Origin of the sequence: Sphingobacterium wenxiniae, assembly GCF_900116225.1 — a bacterium.
Taxonomy (GTDB): domain Bacteria; phylum Bacteroidota; class Bacteroidia; order Sphingobacteriales; family Sphingobacteriaceae; genus Sphingobacterium; species Sphingobacterium wenxiniae.
Window position 1 is genome coordinate 18,165 of record NZ_FOZZ01000013.1, and the last position, 22,091, is coordinate 40,255.

A 22,091-nucleotide genomic window follows, 5' to 3' on the forward strand; every position below is an offset into this window, starting at 1 on the left:
CTATTTCAGATATTTTGCCAAGAAATCTTCTACTTCTTGATAATAAGTTATCATATTTTCTTCTGAGCGGAACCTTCTCCCCTCATCCTCTCTATAGATATACCGAATTGGCGTATTATTGTTTTTTACTTTTTGCACAAATTGATTGGCATCTGTCAAAGAGCTGAACCTATCACGACCACCTTGTACAAAAAGCACTGGAATTCCCACCTTATCAGCATGAAAAACAGGCGAAATAGCCTTAAACATATCTGCCTCACGCACCGGATCGCCAATAATATTATGAAACAAACGGACATAAGGCTGTTGATAGGGCGGTATCTCCTTGAAATAGGTAAACAGATTTGTGTATCCCGACATGGATATCGCGCACTTGTAAAAAGAAGAGTTATAAGTTGCAGCATGCAAGGCGGAATATCCACCAAAACCAGCTCCCATAATCCCGACACGGTTCTTATCAACTATACCTTGATGGATTAACCAAGTGACGCCATCAATGATATCCGATTGAATTTTACCACCCCACTCCTTAAATCCCGCCGCCCAGAACTGCTTTCCGTATCCCGAAGACCCTCTATAATTCAATTGAAAAACCAAATAACCTCTATTCGCTAAAAACTGTGCTTCTGCATCAAAGTCCATACTTTCCCTACGATTAGGCCCATCATGAACAAGCGCCACGACCGGCAACCCATTCCTCTTACCACCTAAAGGGTAAGTAAGATATCCTTGCAAAGTAAGTCCATCACGTGCTTGAAAAGTTATAGGTTCTTTGGGCTGTAGTGCCATCGATTTCAGCTTAGGATTAAGATCCGACAATAAGGTAATATGATTGGTTTCTGCATCATAATAATAAATACTGCCAGCATCTACATCAGTAGATACTTTTACAATCCAATGATTCAGGCTCGTATCCGTATCCAATATGTCCAATGTTTGTTTCTCGAACTGAGCCGAAAGCCGTTGGAATTTATGAGCCAAATCTGCATCGAAAAAATGCAATTCCTTATTATTAACAATATACTGGCTATACACCAGTTTCTGCAGATAAGGAGAATAACCCGAAGGATTAATATCGACTTTATCATGCGAATAAACAACGCGTTCTTCCTTGCCTTCTGTCGTGTTATATTCCACCAAAGCAAGCTTATCCCGATTGTCATTAGATAAAGCGTAAATATTCGTCAAGGAGTTTTTCACGTAACCCAAAGGTCTGATAAGGGTTTGATAGTCTGTAATCGCCACTTGTTTAAATGCCTCAGCTTCCGAAGCACGGTAAAGGATACTTTCCTGGACACTATCACTGGTTGTGGCTAAACGCACCTTGCCGTCAGGTGAAGCTATCCAATGCAGAATATTTCCGGGGTTTTTGGTAACCAGTTCAGGTTTGGCGCCATCCAGATAAATCTTGTACAAATCAAAAACAGTAGAATCTCTACTATTGAGTGACGCTAACAAATAATTCCCATAACTTATCTGTGGACTTAACCACCGTAGACGGGTCGATTGCGTAGGCAAAAGAGCAATGGATTTTTCTGTCGAGACAGAAATAGAAAATATCCGAAGGCTATCCATTGGAGAATGGGCATTGGAATAGACCAACATAGAATCTGAAACCCAGAAGAAATATTGCACGTTCATATCCGACTGATAGGTCAGTTGTTTAGATCTACTTTCATCAACCAAATCCAGCACAAATATATTCCGACAATGATCTTCTAAGCCAAGGTAAGCTATCTTTTTACCGTCAGGCGATATCTTGAAATTGGTTTTCTCCGGCTTTACGAAAAAATCTTCTATTGGGATAAGCTTGTCCTTTGACGAGCTGTTTTTACAACCGACAGAAGTACACACCAAGGTTACCACAAGACACCAAAACAAAATTCTATACATACACGTCCCAATTATCTACTCAAATATTAACATTTTTTAAGAATTTTCCGGCAATGCAACCTTATTTTTACAGGAAAGAAAGGTTCCTGTCTTTCCTCTTTATTCTCTTGTCTTTCTTATTTGCTCTTATTTCTTGCCTCTTTGCTCTTTCTTCTTTACTCTCGCATCTTTCTTACTATTTTTGCATTATGATTTTATACAACGTATCTGTTATTGTAGAAGACAGCGCACATACTGCGATATATGAATGGCTAAGCTATGAGCTTAAAAACAATGCATTTGAAGCTAAGCTCTTAAAGATGTTGGACAGTCCCCACGAAGGTACAACTTACTGTATTCAAATGACGGTCGAAAACGATGAACAGATTGCCCATTTTCAACAAAAATTCATTGAAAAACTACAGGAACGTATCGGTACCCATCATCCTGAGAAAGCTTTTATATTTGATAGCCGGATGCAATATATAGCATTGGATTAGCATCGCATCTAAGAAGGATCTTCAAAGAAAAAACGTAGTAAGCCAAAAGTTAGGGAAATAAAAACAAATTGAACTTTTGTCGTGCATTCCCGCTTCAGGCGGGAATGCACGACAAAAAACTTACTCCTACTCTCCCGTAGAGGAAGAGGTTTGCGAATTGGTTATACCCAGGTTCTCCAACGGAGTTATGCTTTTAGCCTGTGTTTTTCTATATTTTTTATACCACAGAATACCAATCCCAACGGCAATAAGGTAAGGAACTGCTAGGAGGAAAAGAATACCATCGTTTAAACCTTTACCTTGCGCATTGTCATTGGCTGCTGCATTTTCAGCATTTAAAGAGCACATTGCACACTGTGCTTTCAAAACCGCAGGACTGACAATGCCCGTCGTCACCGACACGCTCAATATCAAAAACAGAAAACGAAAATGTTTCATATGACAAAGATAGGGTTTATTTATACAAAAAGCCGTTTGACTGTTAAGTTCACGACATAATACATTGTTATAAAAAGCGTCATTGCGAGGAACGATAGTGAGGAAGCAATCTGCTTTGTATGGTTGCCAGATTGCTTCGTTCCTCGCAAGGACGGCAACCAGTATAATTGTGTATGCTGTCGTGCTCCCATCTCTCTCAGATCAACTTGTTAAACTTCTCCCAAAAACCATCTGTAGGTAATGCTGCTATCAACTTCATCTTTTCATCCTTTATCGGATGAATGAATACCAACGATCTCGAATGTAAACAGATCGTCCGTCTTAAGCTTCCTCTGGGATAACCATATTTGTTATCGCCAACTATCGGACAACCCATATAAGCCAATTGACAACGAATCTGGTGTGTCCGCCCCGTAAGTGGTGTTACCTTAAGTAGATAATAACCCTCCAACTCACCAAGAACCTCATAATCCAACTGCGCTATACTTCCACCCTTAACCTCTCGGTCGTAGGCTTTGGTTATCATTTTCTTTCGATCGCGAAGTAACCAATTTTTTAACGTATCAGCTTGCTTCGGCGGGCGATTACGCACCACAGCAAAATAGGTCTTCGATACCTTCCGATCATGAAACAAGCGGTTCATCCTATCCAAACCTTTACTGGTTTTAGCAAACAAGATCATGCCGCTCACCGGTCTGTCCAGACGATGAATAACACCTATAAAAGCGCCATTCGGCTTGTTATATTTCTGTGCCAAATAAGCAGCTACCATTTCCTCCATTGAGGTATCCCCGGTATTGTCCACCTGCACAATATCACCAGCACGCTTATTAATAGCAATATAATGATTATCCTCGTAGAGAACGTCTTTATCTGTTATTCCCATGTTATTTTAAATCGGCAAGAGAATCTTTAGTTGCTTTCGCTTGTTCTTTCTGTTGCTTTCTAAAATACCCTCGGAATAAAAAATTGCTTTGCAAAGCCCGCATATTTTCATCAAGTTTTGCGGTACTTCCATTCAAATTCTGCAAAATCTGCTTGATTTCAGCTGCCGCCTCCGGATCATTTGTCAATACACCGATAGCATTATCCTTATCGTTCAATCGCTCAGAAGTAGCATTTAGGTTCTCCATTAAGGCAGAAGCCGTCTGTGTAACACCCTGCAATTGCGCAGCAGATTCGCGTAAGCTGGCAAATACCGCTGTATCAGTCGTTAAATCGTGGATAAGCCCTTGATTGCTATTCAACTTATTCATCAAAACAGCCAAATTAGAAGATGCTCTATTAGCATCCGCCATCACTTTATTCAAGGAGTTCACCGAGCTTTTCAACGAAAGTGCAACTGTCGAATCCGTCATCAACGCCCCGACTGTCCCCTTTCCTTCCACCATCTGCTGTGACAGGATAGCAAAGTTTTTTGTAATCTCCACCAGATTCTCGTTATTAGTCTGCAAAGTAGCAAACATAGCTTCCGTATCGGTACCCGTTACAGACTTGATAACATCTCCATTCTTAATCGGCGGAACATTATCAGAACCACCAACAAGACTCACGATAGCATTACCAATCAGACCGTCAGAGCCCAATTTCGCCATCACGTCTTCGCGGATGAACTGGCTTGATTTTTCCTCGATATGCAACACTACCTTCACATCATCCACACTCTGGAATGTAATCTCTTTCACAATTCCCACCTTCACCCCAGAAAACCAGACGTTATTCCCCACTTTCAACCCCTTCACATCATGGAAGAATGTAGTAACCACCAGGTTTTTACTGAATTTATTCTGCTGTGTCCCCAATACAAGAATGCCGGCTACCAATATAATCAAACCGATCAAAACAAATAGCCCTACTGTAAGCGAACGCTTCCTTTCGTTTGTACCCATATATCTTTAAACAATAAAATTATAATCATAAAATGGTCTGACACGTTCATCATCCGTGTCAAAAATCTCCTCAAATGTCCCCTGTCGCTCAAATTTGCCGTCCAATAACATCACCATCCGATCGCCTACCATCTTGGCACAAGCCAAATCATGGGTAATGATAATAGATGAAGTTTTATATCTTTCCTGCACTTCATTTATCAACGTATTGATATCCAAACAAGTAATAGGATCCAACCCAGCAGTCGGCTCATCATATAACATAATATCTGGTCTCAAAATTAACGTGCGGGCTATACCTATACGTTTTCTTTGTCCCCCTGATAATTCAGACGGCATTTGGTTAATTGCTTGCGACAGTCCCACACCTTCCAATACTTCCTCTACTTCTTTATTAATCTCTGCCCGTGTCAGATTACGCTTATTACGCACCAAGGGGAATTCCAGATTCTCCCGAACCGTCATACTGTCGTACAATGCACTATTCTGAAAGGAGAAACCTATACGCTGACGAAGCGCTCGCAGGTCACGTTCATCCAGCTCATTAACGACCTCACCCAACACATTCACATTGCCCTTATCCGGCCTCAACAATCCGGAAATCAATTTGATAAGAACAGATTTACCTGTCCCCGAACGACCAAGAACAACAAGATTTTCCTCATTATACAGTTTCAAATCCACATCACGAAGGACGTGTAAATCTCCAAAAGACTTACTGACATTATCTACATGGATAACGATATCATTATAATCGATTTGTATGTTCTTCTTTTCCATAGTAGCCTTAACCTATTATCGCCAATAACTGTACAATGAGCAACTCCTCGATGAATACCAAAAACATAGAAGATACCACCGCCTTATTCGCAGCTTTCCCTACTCCTTCTGTTCCTTTAGAAGAATAATAGCCCACATAGCAACTGGCAAACCCAATGGTAAAACCAAATACCACAGCGCGCAGAACCATCGCAAAAATATCTTTTGCAGCTATAGACTCAAATACTTGCGTAAAAAAGGCAAGAATACTGAGATCATCTTTGGATGCGATACTCAGATACCCTCCCAAAAGCCCAATTCCTGCCACATAAAAACACAATACAGGAATCATGGTTGTGGTAGCTATGATACGCGTAGAAATCAAGAATTTCGTTGGGTTTGTACCCGAAACTTCCATGGCATCAATCTGTTCCGTAACATTCATCGAACTCAGCTCAGCACCAATTTGTGACCCCACTTTTCCCGAAGCAATCAATGCCGTCACTAAGGGTGCCAAAGCGCGCACGATAGCAATGGATATCAGGGAAGGCAACCACGAAGTAGCGCCAAATTCCTCCAAGGAGGGTCTCGATTGTTTCGTAAAAACGAAACCTACGATAAAACCAGTCAAACTGATCAAAGGGAATGAACGCCAGCCGATTTCGTAACACTGACGGATGATTTCCTTAAATTCGTATGGTGGAGAAACTGCCTCTCGCAGGAAACTCATCATAAAACGATGAAGTTTTGCGAATTCGATAAGTAACTTTTCTATTTTGCTTCCCATGAATACCTGCTGTTTTAGCGATTTGTCTTGTTAATCAGACAAGCCGAAAAAATATCCGACAAATGTACAAACTTTTATCCGCCTATCTAAACCCCAACCTGTTAATATTTTAACAAACACACATCTTGCCCGTTTGTTTATGATTTTCGACCGATTGTTAAACCTTTATGGCCCCCTCACAGTCATATCCACAAACAACGATGGTTTTACTTTAATTTTTAAGGTCATGAGACGCAGATATACATCCACACTTTTAGTTGCTTTAGTAGCATTTTTTTCAAGTGTATTTTTTCATAAAACAACTTCCGCCCAATCATACGGATCAGTATCTTTTGACGTGTTCTATAATGAATTATCTCCTTATGGCTACTGGGATAGAGATGCTCATTACGGGGATATTTGGTTTCCAGATGTTGATGCCAACTTCAGACCTTATGGCACCAACGGCTATTGGGCAATGACCGAGTACGGCAATACATGGGTGTCGCACTATGATTGGGGTTGGGCTCCGTTCCACTATGGCCGTTGGGTATACACCAACTACAGAGGTTGGGGATGGATACCTGGATATGAATGGGGACCTGCATGGGTAGATTGGCGCAGTGGCGGCGGATACTACGGATGGGCGCCAATGGCTCCACGAGTAGGCGTAACAGTATCTGTCGGAGTTCCTGTTAATTTGTGGATATTCCTTCCAACCCGTCGTATCTACGACCAACATATCTATCGCCACTGGAGCTACGGGCAACGGACAGTATATAACCGCACGACAATTATCAACAATACCTATGTCGTGAACAATCACCACTACTATGGCGGACCTTCACGTCGTGACATCGAACGCAATACCGGTCGTCGGGTACTGGTAAGGGACATCCGTACTGCAGATCGTCCGGGCAGACATCAGGTAGATAAAAGATCAGTGTCTCTATATCGCCCTGACCGCGGAGCAAGCAATAGTCGTGTAACGGATAGAAATGCAGATACACGTAGCCGTGTAACTCAAAATACCAATGGACAACGCGAATTACGCATCGGCAACAACGAAAACAGCAACAGCCGGAATAGTCGTACTGCAACTGAAAACAGAACAAATCGTCAAGGTACAACAAACAGTCGCAGGGTGGAAAATAGCAACCGCGGACAAGCTCAAGGCAACACAAGAACGGACCGTAATCGTACTTCGACAGAACGTCCTACAGTACGCAAGGAAAGCACACAGGCGCCTACCAACCGTACCTCTGTGGAACGCAACAGCAGACAATCACAAAACGTTGAACGCAGTGCACCACAACGTACACCAAGAGCAACGCAGCCACAACAGAATAATGACTCACGCCAAAACAATACGATACAGCGGTCTGCACCGCAGCGCAACAAATCGCGTGAGCCACAAAGACAAAACAGCGCTCCTGTTCAGGTGCACCAAGCAAGCTCACGAAGCTCTGCGCCTACGGCGAGTCGTCAAAGCTCTCCTCGAGTAGAACGTGCGGCTTCTACATCGAGAAGCCAAAGTAGTTCCTCAGGACAACAACGAGCGTCAGAACGCACAAGAAGATAATAAAAGAGTCTATTTAATTTGAAACAACAACTATAGCGGATGGCCTAAAAAACCATCCGCTTTTTGCATTCCCTGCACAAATGCTTAACTTCACTGCTTATTTACGATAAATAGCTTGTTCATGGCAGCATTCACCTCCATTTTAGACAATGACTTCTATAAGTTCACCATGCAATTTGCTGTGGTGAAACTCTTTCCCAAAGCCCGTGCAAAGTACCAGTTCATCAACCGTGGGAAACATGAGTTTCCTGAAGGTTTCGGCGAACGCCTAAAGGAAGCCATTGCACAGATGTCTACATTGAAGCTTACATCAGCTGAGAAGATATTCCTCACGGAGAAATGCCCATACATAGATCCCACATACCTGGACTTTCTTCAAGGTTATAGATACGATCCATCGGAAGTGACTATAGCACAAGATGCCACAGACCTGCAAGTAATTATCGAAGGCTATTGGTACCGCACGATCCTATGGGAAGTGCCTATCATGTCCTTGATCTGCGAGCTTTATTATGCAATGCTAGGAGACAATCGTGTTCCCGACCAAGAAGTCTGTGACATCGTAACCCACAAAATGGACAAATACGATAAACTCGACATCACGATAGCCGATTTTGGCACACGCCGACGTCATTCGTATGAAGTGCACGATTTGGTTATCCGTACGCTAAAGGATCACCCTTCCAGTACATTTATCGGAACAAGCAATGTGCACCTCGCCATGAAATACCAAACCACACCTATTGGCACGCACGCACATGAATGGTTTATGTTTCACGCTGCGAAATATGGCTACAAAATGGCGAACCTCTTGGGTTTGGAACATTGGTCAGAAGTATATCGCGGCGACTTGGGTATCGCTCTTTCTGACACCTATACCACGGAAGTGTTCTTCAAACAATTTGATAAAAAGCTATCTAAATTATTTGATGGCGTGCGCCATGACAGTGGTGATCCATTGAACTTCGCACAGATGACCATCGACCATTATAAAGCACAGGGTATCGACCCACGAACTAAAACAATTATCTTTTCAGACGGGTTGGACTACGACAAGGTAGAGCATATCGCACATTTCTGCGAAGGTAAAATCGGATACTCTTTCGGTATCGGTACAGATTTCACCAATGATGTTGGCCTACCGCGAATGAATATTGTATTAAAAATGGTCGAAGCCAAACCGGAAGATGGTGAATGGACAGGCGTTATCAAACTGTCGGATGAACCGAATAAACATACCGGGCTGCAAAAAGAAATAACAATGGCCAAGGAAATATTAAAAATCGACCCTTCGACTTCGCTCAGGGTGACAAAAAGGGAGATGGAAGACTGAATATGGAACGTGATGTATACGGTGAAGCACTATATGACTTTCATTCGCTTCAAGAATTAAAAGAACCTTTGCTACTACATAGCAGCTATGGCGACATCGAGGAAATGCCGATAGAAGTTTTTTTTCGTGACGAGGAAGATTTTCCCGAATTGGAACATATCGCTTTAGCTTTATGCGACGGACATGTTCTTGACGTGGGGGCTGGCGTAGGAAGCCATGTCTTGCATTTGCAATCGAAGGGATTTAACGTTGATGCCTTGGAACTTTCCCATTCCGCATGCCAGATTATGAAACAACGGGGCGTCCGCCACATCATCCAAAAGGACTTTTTTGAGCTTACGGAAGGCAAATACGACACCCTGCTTTTCCTGATGAATGGTATCGGCCTTGCTGGCTCGATCGATGGTTTCCGCCAATTACTCTGTCATAGCAAGACCTTGCTATCCGACAAAGGGCAATTGCTGTTCGACTCTTCGGACATTAGTTACCTCTACGAAGAATACCGCATCCAAAAACCGGAACATTACTTGGGCGAAATCCATTTTCAGTACGAATATAAAGGAACTATGGGTCAACCTTTCCAATGGTTATACATCGATCAGCAGGAACTTATCCGTATCGCACATGAAGAAGGCTGGGTAGTACAGATCCTATTTGAAGATGACAATGACCAGTATCTGGTGCGAATGGAACCGAGAAAGTAATACCCTACCGTACTAAAAATTTTATTGGTGTTGTCCAAGCGCTGCTACCATGGCCATTTGTCGCACGAACCTTGAAAAAGATATATTTCCCAGGCAAGAAACCGGACTTATACGCTTTAAATGATTTTGTACGCATCTCTATTTCACCCCATATTGGCTCATATTGCTGATCGACTTGCGTCGCAAAACAATACTCATATATCATATCTCGTCCAACAGGTTGAAAACCAAATGCAACTTCTCCACTAACGCGCCCATCACACACAAAGGGATTGGCAGGAACATCAGGCGCTGTACCTTTTCGTTTTTTTGCCAATACCGGAAATCCCGAACTATAGAGTTTCGGCAAGTTTCCATCACTAACCTCATTGACATAGTTAACTAATTCCTGCAACAAAACACACAATACCTTCATACTTTCTCTCCGTTGAGCTTTTATAATTCGGCTCCCTCCAACAGCAGCAATGACCAGATCGCTATACTCGGCATAAGCTTTCTCAATCTCGCACAGTACCGGACGAGGTTGCGTAAACACCGTTGATGACTGCATGCATTTTATAATATGCGCAGCTCTAACAAGTAGTTTTTCATCGGTATAGCGAATGAAGCCTGCCTTTGCACGTATATATTTCATGGCAAAAAAATAAAGCTATTTATAATTGGATAAATATCCTCTTTACCCGAAGATACAAAACAATAATAACAATCTACATACTACGCTCCACCACATACAGCAGAGCACTGTGTATATACTTATTACCAATCAGGATGAACAACACCTCATGTACAATTGCTTTCCACAACATGACAATATACCCATACACACTGTAATACGTCATGTCTACGAGCTCAACTGTCAATTGCACAGTGTATAGAGTCCTTTTCTTGCTGTACCTATTCTAAGCAAGGGATGCAATAGACTTTATTATAACCTACACATTCATAGAGACACTGTACAGTGTCTTGGTTATTTTGCTACGTAACATGCTTTTAAAGAAAGGTAAATTTCTACAGAAGAATATTGATTTCACCTTAAATTAAATAGCGAACTGCAATTTGTATGCTGTTGCCATATAAACGACACTAGACTTTATCGTTCTGTATGTAAAATATACTCGAATCCATAATGACAACAACAAAAACTGAATTGACTTAAAGGTAACTTTCCTGTACTATGCAAAAATGTCATATATCACCAAGAAAAAGATCTTTGCACGAATCTAAAACACAACTGTCTTTTTGTTAACTCCCTTTGACTTTGTTGTAATGTATGTTGTCTTTGTTTCCATGTTACGTAGAAATAGGTTCGCATTATATTAGCGAAATAGCCTGTGTTGGGTGATTTATGGACTACTCTTACTATCTGTAGTTTTGAACATAGCGATTACTAAGGGTAATAAAATAATATGAATGGAGTTTAATTTCTACTTCATGAATAAAGTTCTTAGACTTCTTACTGGTGCAAGCCTGTGGCTTGTATCCATTTTCAACAAGTTACACTTAGATCTACAAACAGTTATACAGGGCACACGCGAAACGCGTGCGCCCGCATAGGGAAAAGATAATAACAGAAGAAGGCTTGCGTTTGCAAGCCTTCTTCTGTTATGTATACCTTTTTTAGTCTATCCATTCAAAACCAGTGTAAGGCACTAATACCGCTGGAATACGTATCCCTTTCTCCGTTTGGTTATTTTCCAAGATGGAAGCTACAATACGCGGTAAGGCTAAAGCTGAACCATTCAAGGTATGCGCCAACTGCATTTTACCTTCTGCATTTTTAAAGCGCACCTTCAAGCGGTTAGACTGGTACGTCTCGAAATTGGATGCCGAAGAGACTTCCAACCAACGCTCTTGTGCTGCACTGAATACCTCCATATCATAAGTCAACGCAGAAGTGAAGCTCATATCGCCACCGCATAAACGCAATACACGATAAGGCAACTCCAATTTCTGCAAAAGCCCTTGGATATATTGGCTCATTTCTTCCAACACTTCGTAGGATTTATCCGGATGTACGATCTGTACCGTCTCTACTTTATCAAACTGGTGCAACCTATTCAAACCACGCACGTGCGCACCATAAGAACCGGCTTCCCTACGGAAACAAGGGGTATAAGCCGAATGTTTGATAGGAAACTGCTCTTCCTTCACGATCACATCACGATAAAGATTGGTAACAGGAACTTCTGCCGTCGGTATCAAGTACAAATCATCACCGGTTACATGGTACATCTGCCCCTCTTTATCCGGCAGCTGTCCAGTAGCAAATGCCGAAGCTTCGTTCACCACAACAGGCACTTGCACCTCGTTATATCCCGCTTCTGCCGCTTGATCCAAGAAGAAATTAATCAACGCTCGTTGCAAACGCGCACCCTTTCCCTTATAGACCGGAAAACCAGCACCGGTTACTTTTACACCCAATTCCAAATCCACAATATCGTATTTGTTCAACAACTCCCAATGAGGCAAGGCCCCTTCCGGAAGAGCAGGAACTGATCCATACTCTAAGACCACTTCGTTATCTTCTGCCGAAACACCTGTAGGAACAGAAGCATGCGGCAAGTTAGGCAACTGTACAATCTTTTCGTTCAACTCCTGCTCTATAGCAGAAAGCTCCTCGGTCAATTCCTTCACTTGTTCCTTATATCCCGAGGATTTCGACTTAACGGCTTCGGCTTCTTCTTTCTTGCCTTGACGCATTAAATCTCCAATCTGCTTAGCAGCAGCATTGGCTTCGGCTGCAATCGTATCCGACTCGTTCTGAATCTTACGGCGCGAATCATCCAATTGGATTACGGCATCAACCAACGCCACATCCTTAAAATTCTTCACCGCCAATCGTTCGATTACGGCATCCCTATTTTCACGGATATAAGATAACTGTAACATATATGAATAAATATTTTGAAAAGGCAAAGATAAGAAGTGTAATCGACAACACACAACTTTACAAAAACACTAACATAAAAACTTATTTGATATTAAAAATTCAGTAAAACATATTGTTTAATCAAAAAATCACATATATTTGAATATGGTTTTTAATTTTTAACAATAAATTCATATACAACTTACCTAAAGTTCATAAAAACCTGGTAAGTTTGTATCAACAATAAAAAAAATAGAAAGAATATGATTAAAGATGTCGAAACATTAGAATTAGAAAACCGCATAGAGCTTTATGAGTTAGTCTATGACGGTGATGACCATGTATGTCTGGAAGATTAGTTCCCCCGACCCTACGGGGGAATTAAATTCTTACTCAATTCTTCTCGCCTCACCCTCTCTTCTTCTGTTTATCCTTACCTTTTTCTCTTTACTTAGCTATACAATACTCAATACTATTTCCTACCTTTGAGCATGCTTTATTTAGTGCCCACGCCTATTGGTAATCTGGAGGATATGACCTTCCGCGCCATCCGAATATTGAAGGAGGCTGATTTGATTTTGGCAGAAGATACACGGACAAGCGCTCCGTTGCTGAAACATTTCGGTATCGAAAAGAAAGTATTTGCCCACCATCAGCACAACGAGCATAAAGCCGTTGCTGAAATCATCAAATTTTTAAAAGAAGGGCAACAAATCGCCTTGATTTCTGATGCAGGAACACCAGCTATCTCTGATCCGGGTTTTTTGTTGGTGCGTGAGGCCATCAAAGAAGGATTGGACATACAATGTCTCCCTGGAGCTACAGCATTTGTACCGGCTTTGGTAAATTCGGGTTTGCCAAACGATCGTTTTTGCTTTGAAGGCTTCTTACCGGTAAAAAAAGGAAGACAAACCCGCATGAAACAATTAACAGAAGAGACCCGCACGATGGTGTTCTACGAATCGCCACACCGCATTCTAAAAACCATTGACGAATTTATACAGTATTTCGGTGCAGACAGACAAGCATCCATTTCACGTGAGTTGAGTAAAATATACGAGGAAACAGTACGTGGAACATTACAGGAATTAAAATTACATTTTGAAAACAACCCTGTTAAGGGAGAATTTGTATTTTGTGTAGCAGGGAGCTCTTAAAGGCATTATCTTGTTTGCCGTCATTGCGAAGGATGAAGCAATCTGGCAAACAGTTTTAAGTTAAAGATGGAAAGAGGAGGATGTGTTTATATTATGACAAATAATCGTTGTACCGTTCTATATACAGGGGTAACATCAGATTTACAGTCTCGTATGTATGAACATCAACATAAAATTCATCCTAACGGATTTACAAACAAATACAAGGTGAACAGACTCGTTTATTATCGTTTTTTCCCAAATATTGAAGAAACCATATCCGAAGAGAAAAGGCTAAAAGGAGGAAGTAGACACCAAAAGATAAGATTAATTGAAGAACTAAACCCTAATTGGGATGACTTATACGAGAAAGAGGTAAAACTATGGTAAGGAAAAATACAGATTGCTTCGTCGTACCTCCTCGCAATGACGTGTTTTTCAAACAACAATTGGACATTAAAAAATAAAAAAATGAGCTTAGATAAATTTCTACAAGACGGGCAAGACCCTAAAATCGTGGAAAAAATCCATGATAAGATTATTGACATGCTTACTACCGGAGAGTTTATCCAATATATTGCCGTACAAAAAAAACCGGCCGTCACATTATTGCCGGATAGCATCACGGTAAGCAACAAACGGATTTTCCTCTGTGAATTCACCAAACTTGGTTTAGCAACCAACTTTGAGATTTTCTCCTGGAACGATATTAAGGATATTGCTTTCAAAGAGGAGATTTTCGGTTCGAAGGTGACGGTGATCCCTTTCACTGGGGAAAACCTAACCATCGATTATATTCCTAAAGTGCAGGCGCGCAAGCTTTACCAAATCATCAAAGATGCATTGGAAAACAAAAACAACCCACACTTTATAACAGAAGTTGAAAAACCAGCCTTTGTCAGCCCAGTTGAGGAGATTATAGAAGAGGAAATCATCGAAGAACCGGCTATAGAATTGACCATTGACTCCCCTATTCAAGAGGAGCAAGAGAGCTTTACAGTTCTTTCCGCAGAGCCGATTACTAAGGAAGAAGACGAACTTACAGCAAAATTGAAAAAGCTTAAAACGCTCTATGATCGTCAATTAATCACGCAATCAGAATACGAAAGCAAAAAAGCTGAATTATTATCCCAACTGTAATACGATAGTGAAGAATAATTATCTACTGGCACTTTTAAGTGCCTTTTTATTGTGGGTAGCATGGCCACCTATCCCCTATACGAGTCCAATCTTACTGATTGCTTTTGTTCCGCTTTTGATGGCTGTAGAGCAGACCATGCGCGGATCGTACAGCAGAAAAGGCCGTAAAATATTCTGGCTGAGCTTTCTTACGGGATTTGTCTGGAATACAGCGTCCATTTATTGGGTGTACAACGCCATGAATGCCTTCTTGCCTCCGCATGTATCTCTTCTGATATCGCTCATCCCATTTGCCTTAGCACCTTTCCTAATGGCTACGGCATTCCGACTTTACTACCAACTGCGCAAACGCTATTCCATCGCCACAAGCTTCTTAGGACTGGTTTCCTTTTGGGTAGCTTATGAGTACTTACATCAGAGCTGGGATTTAGCGTTCCCTTGGATGACCTTGGGCAATGGTTTTGCAAATTTCCACCAGCTTATCCAATGGTACAGTGTGACGGGAGTTTATGGGGGAACAGTGTGGATTTGGCTTACCAATATCTTTTTGTTTTTGCTGATATGGCAGAAACGCCAAGACATTCAAGCCATTAATCCCAAAAGGCTCATGATTGGAACTGTTGTAGCTATTGTTTTACCTATCGGGGTATCGCTTATTCAATATATGCGCTTCGAAGAGCATACCAATCCTTCAGAAGTCGTAGTCGTACAGCCAAACATTGACCCCTATGGTAAATTCGGCTATATCACTCCGGAAGAACAACTATACATTTTAATTGACCTCTCGAGAACAGTTGGTAAATCCAACACCGAATTTTTCATCTGGCCAGAGACTGCGATTTCTGCCTCCAACCGCATCAACGAAGATGAGTTCAGAGCCTATCCGGCTTACGAAAACGTATTGAGCTTTTTAGACGGATACAAAAACGGCAATGTACTTTCGGGAATTGAAAGCTATAAAATATATAACGTTCAAAGAACACATACTGCGCGAGCCTTTGGCAACAATATGTTTGTGGATTCATTCAATGCCGCTGTCCTTATAGACGATTCTAGCAAACTGCAATTTTACCATAAGTCAAAATTGGTCCCCGGTGCAGAGCAATTACCTTTTGGTGAAGCACTGGCCTTTATGAAACCTTTGTTTGCGCATTTCGGAGGTACTACCGGAGGCTATGGTAGCCAGGAAGAGCCTTCTGTTCTTTATTCAGCCAGTGGCATCGGTGCTGCACCGGTTATTTGCTACGAATCCATTTGGGGCAATTATGTTGCGGAATACGTTAGAAAGGGAGCACAATTTATTGCTATCGTGACGAATGACGGTTGGTGGGGCAATACCTCGGGCAAGGATCAGCACCTGCTTTATGCCAAATTGCGCGCCATTGAGAACCGTCGCTGGATAGCACGTTCTGCCAACACAGGTATCTCGGGCTTTATCAATCAACGTGGGGATATTGTACAGCGAACAAAATGGTGGGAACCGACAGCCATCAGTCAAGAAATCAATCTCAATGAAGATCTGACTTTCTACACCCGATTCGGTGATTTATTTACGTATCTATTCCTGTTGACAGGCGTATACACTGTTTTTCTTTTGGTGAAGCCAAAGAAGAAAGTTTTTGTGGACAAAAAGAAATAGAATAGTTAATTTTGCGCCCATGCAAGTATATTTAGACAATGCCGCTACAACGCCTATAGATCCTGAGGTTATACAAGTGATGACCGAAACCATGCAAGAAAGTTTCGGAAATCCTTCATCCATACATTCGCACGGACGTCAGGTAAAGACGATTGTAGAGAAAGCCCGCAAAACAGTAGCTACTCTGCTCAAAGCTTCGCCTTCGGAGATTTTCTTCACTTCCGGCGGAACGGAAGCGGACAACATGGCTATTGTACGTTCCATCGTTGACTTAGGTATCACCCATGCTATTTCATCACCTTTGGAGCACCATGCGGTTTTACATACGCTTGAGGAGCAGGAGAAACTTGGTCGAATACAATTAGACTTCGTACACCTTGATCCTCAGGGAAATATAGATCTGACGCATCTTCGTGAGCTTCTGGCAAATAATCCCAGAACACTTGTCTCTTTAATGCATGCCAACAACGAGATTGGAAACTTAACAGACATCAAACAAGTCGGTGAGATTTGCAAAGAGTTTAATGCTGTATTTCATTCGGACACCGTACAGACCATGGGACATTATGTACATGACCTTTCGGACTTGCATGTAGACTTCATCACCGGAGCAGCACATAAATTTCACGGCCCTAAAGGTGTGGGCTTCATTTATATCAATGGCCGCAACAAGATAAAACCATTGCTATATGGCGGTGCACAGGAACGCAATATGCGTGGTGGAACCGAAAACGTTTATGGTATTGTTGGCTTAGCGAAGGCATTGGAACTGTGCTACCAAGAGATGGAAGAGCATCAGCAACATATCCAAGGTTTGAAAGATTATATGAAGGTTGAACTATCAAAAGCGATTCCAGACGTTTGCTTTAATGGCAATATAGATGCCGACAATTCATTGTACACGGTATTAAATGTTTCCTTACCTTGTACACATATTGCAGACATGCTTTTATTCAGCTTAGACATCGCTGGTATTTCTGCGTCGGGCGGCAGTGCATGCAGCTCTGGTTCAGAGATCGGAAGCCATGTATTAAAAGCGTTGGACTGCAACCCGACTCGTCCATCCGTCCGCTTCTCTTTCAGCAAATACAACACGAAAGAAGAAATCGACTTCACGGTAAAAACCGTAAAAGAGCTTTGCGTTGGTGTATAAAAATAAAAAAGATGAGGCACTAAAAAGCCTCATCTTTTTTATACCCTAAAAACCCACAGTGACACCAAATAAGCCACATACAGTCCTACAAAAGTAATCCCTTCGGTTCTTGAAACCATCTGGTCGGATTTAAATACAGGATAGCACACTATAGCAACCAAAGCTGCCAAAGGCAAATCAAACCATAGAATATCTTTTGAAACGTGGATACCGTTAGGAGTAAATATAGCGGTAACGCCTAAGATGATAAAAATATTGATAATACTACTCCCTAATAAGTTTCCTATAGCTACATCGCGGTCATTCTTAATTGTAGATACAATAGTCGTGGCCAATTCTGGTGCAGAAGTGCCTATGGCGATAATGGTCAATCCAATAAGCGCATCACTCATCCCAAAATAACGCGCAATATCCGTTGCGCCTTCTACCAATTTCTCTGCCCCGTAAATCGTGGCGATGATACCGCAGAACAAAAGCATAAAATTCCAAGTCCATACCTGCACATCTTTCTTTTCCTTTGCAGACACCGTTTCAAATTCATCCTGAAACTCACGTTGCACATGTGCAGGCTCACGTTTACTATGCCTAACGATAAGTATAAGGTAGATTATCCCAAGCCCTATCATCAAAGCTCCATCACCCCAGCCCAAACTGCCGTCCAAAGACAGCAACAACAGAACAATCGCTGCAAGAATCATGGTATACATTTCAATCTTGATACTTTTTAAATTGAGTATTAAAGGGCGTATAGCAGCACTTAACCCTAAAATAAAAAGTATATTTACCAAGTTCGTGCCCGCAATATTCCCAACGGCAATATCCCCAGATCCTTCCCCTATAGCAGTCAGTCCGACAGCTAATTCAGGTAGACTTGTACCTATAGAAACAACAGTGAGACCTATGACAATTGGTTTAATACGGAGGAGTATCGCTATTTTAGAAGCTCCTTTCAATAAAATATTTGCTCCAACCGTAATCACGATCAATCCAAATAAAAAAGTCAAAACTGCACTTATGCTCATATTAATATGCTCTCAGGTTGTACTACAAATATCTTATTTTGGAACAAAAAAACACATACAAACCCTTCAAAATGACCATAATCACATTTTCTACTCCAACCTTTTCTTATCTTTAACAAACGAAACACACAGAACAGACACAGATGGCGAAACCAACAGAAGCTAAACAAAACGAAACACTTTATCACACAATTCCCCTATCCGAGCTTACGCAAACTTTAAAAACCAACCCCACTTCAGGGCTATCGGAAACTGAAGTACAATCGAGACTCTCCACTTATGGCAAAAACCAGCTCAAAGGTGAAACCCGAAAATCCATATTCCGCCTATTTATTGCGCAGTTGCAAGATGCACTGATTTATGTATTATTTGCTGCAGTAATTATAACGGTGTTCATGGGTGAATACATCGACGGCATTATCATTACAGCTGTGATTCTTATCAATGCGACCTTAGGCGTAGTGCAGGAAGTCAGGGCAGGAAATGCTATAGAAGCATTACGCAAAATGGCCTCTCCCAGAGCTTTGGTCCGGCGGGATGGTCAAGTAAAGGAAGTCAACTCCGAAGATATTGTTCCGGGTGATATTGTCGTACTGGATGCCGGACGCTACATCCCTGCCGACCTTCGCCTTGTTGAAGCCGTCAACCTACAAATCGATGAATCCGCACTTACGGGCGAATCCGTTGCTGTGACAAAAGAGGCCGACGCCACATTTACCGAAGAATATATTCCGCTTGGTGACCGTACCAACCTGGCGTATATGTCCACCTTGGTCACCTACGGTCGCGGAACAGGCGTCGTAACCGGAACGGGATTGCAAACTGAGGTCGGCAAAATTGCAAATATCCTCAGTCAGGACGATGAAACAAAAACACCTTTAGAAATCAGGCTGAATCAATTGGGCAAGACACTGGGAAAAGCTGCGTTGGCAATCTGTGTACTGATCTTCGTTATTTCCTTCTTTCAGGGCAGGGATTTGGCGGAGATGTTCCTGACTTCCGTTTCCTTAGCCGTTGCAGCTATTCCTGAAGGGTTAGCTGCCATTGTAGCGGTCGTCCTTTCCATCGGTGTCACGAAAATGGCCAAGCAAAATGCCATTATCAAACGTCTTCCTGCTGTCGAAACACTGGGTTCGGTCAATATCGTGTGTTCCGATAAAACAGGGACTTTGACACAGAACAAAATGACTGTGCAGGAGTTTTTCAACTTCACGGACAAGCACAAAAAAGTGTCTGAATCTACCGACTTATCAGTTGATGGAATATTGTTATCTGAAGCGATGGTCTTGTCTTCAGATGCTACGCTGGAGAATGACGAAGGCACAGGCGACCCTACTGAAATCGCCCTGCTGCAATTAGCCGACGATTTAAAAATAGACCGCAAAACATTGCTTGCAGAAGCGCCGAGAATAGATGAACGGGCATTTGATTCCGACAGAAAAATGATGTCCACTTTTCATCAACAGAATGGACAATATGTCGTTTATACCAAAGGTGCTATTGACCGTTTGATTTTGAAGTGCAAATATGTTCTGGAGGATGGAGAAATCATTCCAATGACCGAAACCCACAAGAAACTGATTTCGGACGCTGCAGACACCATGTCAAACAAAGCCTTGCGAACGTTGGCTGCAGCCTACAAACCGATGGATAAACAGATACCAGCTGAACACTTCGAAAAGGATTTGGTAATGATTGGAGTTGTCGGTATGATTGATCCACCTCGTGAGGAAGTGAAAGATGCGATCTCAATCGCTAAAGAGGCTGGCATTACTACGGTTATGATTACTGGCGATCATAAGAATACTGCACTTGCCATTGCCAAGGAATTAGGTATTGCATCTGACTTGTCCGAAGCGACAAGCGGAGCAGCCATCAACCACATGACACAAGCAGAACTAGAATCCCACATTCAGGAGTACAAGGTATTTGCGCGGGTTTCTCCAGAGCACAAAGTCAACATTGTCAAAGCTTTCAAATCAAAAGGCAATATCGTGTCCATGACCGGCGACGGCGTAAACGATGCGCCCTCTCTCAATGCTGCTGACATCGGTGTAGCAATGGGGATTGAAGGTACAGATGTTGCCAAAAATGCATCAGATATGATTTTAGCAGATGATAATTTTTCAACTATTATCAGTGCCATCGAGCAAGGAAGAAACATTTATAACAACATTAAAAAATCAGTCATTTTTCTATTAGCTTGTAACGTCGGCGAGGTAATTACTATGTTAATCGCCATTATCGCTGGCTTACCTGTCCCACTGATTGCAACTCAGCTGCTCTGGATAAATCTAGTGACCGATACCTTACCTGCTGTAGCTTTGGGAATGGATCCTGGAAACCCGGATGTGATGAAAGAAAAACCACGCACAACAAACGAGAATTTCTTTTCTCACGGTGCAGGCAAGCGGGTTATTCTTGCAGGCACCTTCATTGGTATATTGACCATAGTTGCATTTGCCGCAGGGTATTATATACACGGCTATAGTCCTTTTGCCAATACTATTCCCGAAGAAGTTCATGAATATGCACGCACTTTGGCTTTTTTGACCATCATCGCCTGTCAGCTACTCTATTCATTCAGTTTCCGACATGAATACAAATCTATATTTAAGATTGGCTTTTTTTCAAATGTATACCTTTTCGGAGCAGTTCTTATAGGATTCGGATTACAATTTTTGGTTCTTTATATTCCGTTCATGGCAGAGGCTTTCAAATTACAAGCGCTGGGGGTGAAAGAATGGGGACTCGTTATGAGCCTAAGCCTGTCATTATTATTGGGAGATGAAATAATAAAACTCGTTATAAGGCGTGGTAAATAATTGTTTTTTGTTTGCGCTGTTCTTTCAATAGGCAGCGCAAACAAATTTTATTGCAGCAATTTCAGAACATAACGTTCTGCTAGATTTCCTTTGATTTCGCTACCGGATAAATCTAACTGGCGTAATTGTCCCTGTTCTACTTTATAGCGATAGTCTATCCCCTCCAAGCCTAGTTCGTCTTCTTCCAAAGACCATTTCCCCTGCTTAGAGAAGGCATCTATATCTTTCCCAACATACACATATTCAAGCTTATATTGATTATCGGGTTCTAAGGTCAGAACTGTGGCTATTGCTTCGCAATCTGCACAAGGCAGGTCCCCTTTATATACACCCAACAGCTTGTTTTCTGTTATCTTTCCAAATTTACTCCCGTCCGTACTTGCATTTTGACGTGTATTCACACAGCCCAACACTATCCCGAGCATTACCAAAATTCCACTAAAATATCCAACTAATCGCATCAC

At 41.9% G+C, this 22,091-nt stretch carries 21 protein-coding genes; 10 read left to right on the forward strand and 11 right to left on the reverse strand.

All coding sequences use genetic code 11. The features are described from left to right. The gene (locus tag BM375_RS14725; RefSeq protein ID WP_093367167.1) at positions 1-1,893 is read right to left on the reverse strand and encodes a S9 family peptidase; all 1,893 of its coding nucleotides are present in this window, start codon (positions 1,891-1,893) and stop codon (positions 1-3) included. Between the two features lie 188 nt (positions 1,894-2,081). Here BM375_RS14725 and BM375_RS14730 point away from each other — a divergent pair, with 188 nt between their 5' ends. After that, positions 2,082-2,372: a DUF4286 family protein gene (locus BM375_RS14730; RefSeq protein WP_093367169.1), complete on the forward strand. Its 291-nt coding sequence runs from the start codon at positions 2,082-2,084 to the stop codon at positions 2,370-2,372. Between the two features lie 126 nt (positions 2,373-2,498). Here BM375_RS14730 and BM375_RS14735 read toward each other — a convergent pair whose 3' ends face one another. The 5 genes from BM375_RS14735 to BM375_RS14755 form a co-directional block, all read right to left on the reverse strand. After that, positions 2,499-2,810 (reverse strand): hypothetical protein, encoded by a 312-nt coding sequence (locus BM375_RS14735; RefSeq protein WP_093367170.1) that lies wholly within the window; start codon positions 2,808-2,810, stop codon positions 2,499-2,501. Positions 2,811-3,006: 196 nt separating this feature from the next. After that, positions 3,007-3,696, reverse strand: coding sequence for an RluA family pseudouridine synthase (locus tag BM375_RS14740; RefSeq protein ID WP_093367172.1), 690 nt, complete (start codon positions 3,694-3,696; stop codon positions 3,007-3,009). 1 nt (position 3,697) lies between these two features. Continuing rightward, on the reverse strand, positions 3,698-4,699 hold the full coding sequence (locus BM375_RS14745) for an MlaD family protein (RefSeq protein WP_093367173.1): 1,002 nt from the start codon (positions 4,697-4,699) through the stop codon (positions 3,698-3,700). Between the two features lie 6 nt (positions 4,700-4,705). Continuing rightward, the gene (locus BM375_RS14750; RefSeq protein WP_093367175.1) at positions 4,706-5,479 is read right to left on the reverse strand and encodes an ABC transporter ATP-binding protein; all 774 of its coding nucleotides are present in this window, start codon (positions 5,477-5,479) and stop codon (positions 4,706-4,708) included. A gap of 7 nt (positions 5,480-5,486) precedes the next feature. Continuing rightward, positions 5,487-6,245, reverse strand: coding sequence for an MlaE family ABC transporter permease (locus tag BM375_RS14755; protein WP_093367176.1), 759 nt, complete (start codon positions 6,243-6,245; stop codon positions 5,487-5,489). 226 nt (positions 6,246-6,471) lie between these two features. On the opposite strand from BM375_RS14755, the gene BM375_RS14760 reads away from it, so the two are divergent. The 3 genes from BM375_RS14760 to BM375_RS14770 all read left to right on the forward strand — a co-directional run bounded on the left by BM375_RS14760 (position 6,472) and on the right by BM375_RS14770 (position 9,843). Beyond that, positions 6,472-7,806, forward strand: coding sequence for a DUF6600 domain-containing protein (locus BM375_RS14760; RefSeq protein WP_212611694.1), 1,335 nt, complete (start codon positions 6,472-6,474; stop codon positions 7,804-7,806). A gap of 121 nt (positions 7,807-7,927) precedes the next feature. Further along, positions 7,928-9,139 (forward strand): nicotinate phosphoribosyltransferase, encoded by a 1,212-nt coding sequence (gene pncB / locus BM375_RS14765; RefSeq protein ID WP_093367178.1) that lies wholly within the window; start codon positions 7,928-7,930, stop codon positions 9,137-9,139. Between the two features lie 2 nt (positions 9,140-9,141). Beyond that, entirely contained in the window at positions 9,142-9,843 is a 702-nt protein-coding gene (locus tag BM375_RS14770; RefSeq protein ID WP_093367179.1) for a class I SAM-dependent methyltransferase, read from the forward strand. Positions 9,844-9,847: 4 nt separating this feature from the next. Here BM375_RS14770 and BM375_RS14775 read toward each other — a convergent pair whose 3' ends face one another. The 3 genes from BM375_RS14775 to serS form a co-directional block, all read right to left on the reverse strand. Then, entirely contained in the window at positions 9,848-10,477 is a 630-nt protein-coding gene (locus BM375_RS14775; protein WP_093367181.1) for a hypothetical protein, read from the reverse strand. Between the two features lie 73 nt (positions 10,478-10,550). Next, positions 10,551-10,709: a hypothetical protein gene (locus BM375_RS17375; RefSeq protein WP_212611695.1), complete on the reverse strand. Its 159-nt coding sequence runs from the start codon at positions 10,707-10,709 to the stop codon at positions 10,551-10,553. 751 nt (positions 10,710-11,460) lie between these two features. Beyond that, a complete protein-coding gene (gene serS, locus BM375_RS14780; protein ID WP_093367182.1) occupies positions 11,461-12,732 on the reverse strand; it encodes a serine--tRNA ligase in 1,272 nt (423 codons plus the stop codon). A 471-nt stretch (positions 12,733-13,203) separates the two neighbouring features. Between serS and rsmI the strand changes: the two genes are divergently transcribed. From rsmI to BM375_RS14805, 5 genes are all read left to right on the forward strand, one after another. Next, positions 13,204-13,869 (forward strand): 16S rRNA (cytidine(1402)-2'-O)-methyltransferase, encoded by a 666-nt coding sequence (gene rsmI / locus BM375_RS14785; RefSeq protein WP_093367184.1) that lies wholly within the window; start codon positions 13,204-13,206, stop codon positions 13,867-13,869. A 66-nt stretch (positions 13,870-13,935) separates the two neighbouring features. Further along, on the forward strand, positions 13,936-14,238 hold the full coding sequence (locus BM375_RS14790; RefSeq protein ID WP_093367185.1) for a GIY-YIG nuclease family protein: 303 nt from the start codon (positions 13,936-13,938) through the stop codon (positions 14,236-14,238). An 81-nt stretch (positions 14,239-14,319) separates the two neighbouring features. Further along, complete coding sequence (locus tag BM375_RS14795; RefSeq protein WP_093367187.1) at positions 14,320-14,988, forward strand: PH domain-containing protein; 669 nt, start codon at positions 14,320-14,322, stop codon at positions 14,986-14,988. Positions 14,989-14,995: 7 nt separating this feature from the next. Then, the gene (gene lnt, locus BM375_RS14800) at positions 14,996-16,627 is read left to right on the forward strand and encodes an apolipoprotein N-acyltransferase (RefSeq protein WP_093367188.1); all 1,632 of its coding nucleotides are present in this window, start codon (positions 14,996-14,998) and stop codon (positions 16,625-16,627) included. A gap of 19 nt (positions 16,628-16,646) precedes the next feature. Continuing rightward, the gene (locus BM375_RS14805) at positions 16,647-17,780 is read left to right on the forward strand and encodes a cysteine desulfurase family protein (protein WP_093367190.1); all 1,134 of its coding nucleotides are present in this window, start codon (positions 16,647-16,649) and stop codon (positions 17,778-17,780) included. A gap of 38 nt (positions 17,781-17,818) precedes the next feature. Here the strand turns inward: BM375_RS14805 and BM375_RS14810 are convergent, their stop codons facing one another. Further along, positions 17,819-18,802, reverse strand: coding sequence for a calcium/sodium antiporter (locus BM375_RS14810; RefSeq protein WP_093367191.1), 984 nt, complete (start codon positions 18,800-18,802; stop codon positions 17,819-17,821). Between the two features lie 143 nt (positions 18,803-18,945). On the opposite strand from BM375_RS14810, the gene BM375_RS14815 reads away from it, so the two are divergent. Continuing rightward, entirely contained in the window at positions 18,946-21,627 is a 2,682-nt protein-coding gene (locus tag BM375_RS14815) for a cation-translocating P-type ATPase (RefSeq protein WP_093367193.1), read from the forward strand. A 47-nt stretch (positions 21,628-21,674) separates the two neighbouring features. Here the strand turns inward: BM375_RS14815 and BM375_RS14820 are convergent, their stop codons facing one another. Further along, on the reverse strand, positions 21,675-22,088 hold the full coding sequence (locus BM375_RS14820) for a copper resistance protein NlpE (RefSeq protein WP_093367194.1): 414 nt from the start codon (positions 22,086-22,088) through the stop codon (positions 21,675-21,677). Positions 22,089-22,091 lie beyond the last annotated feature (3 nt).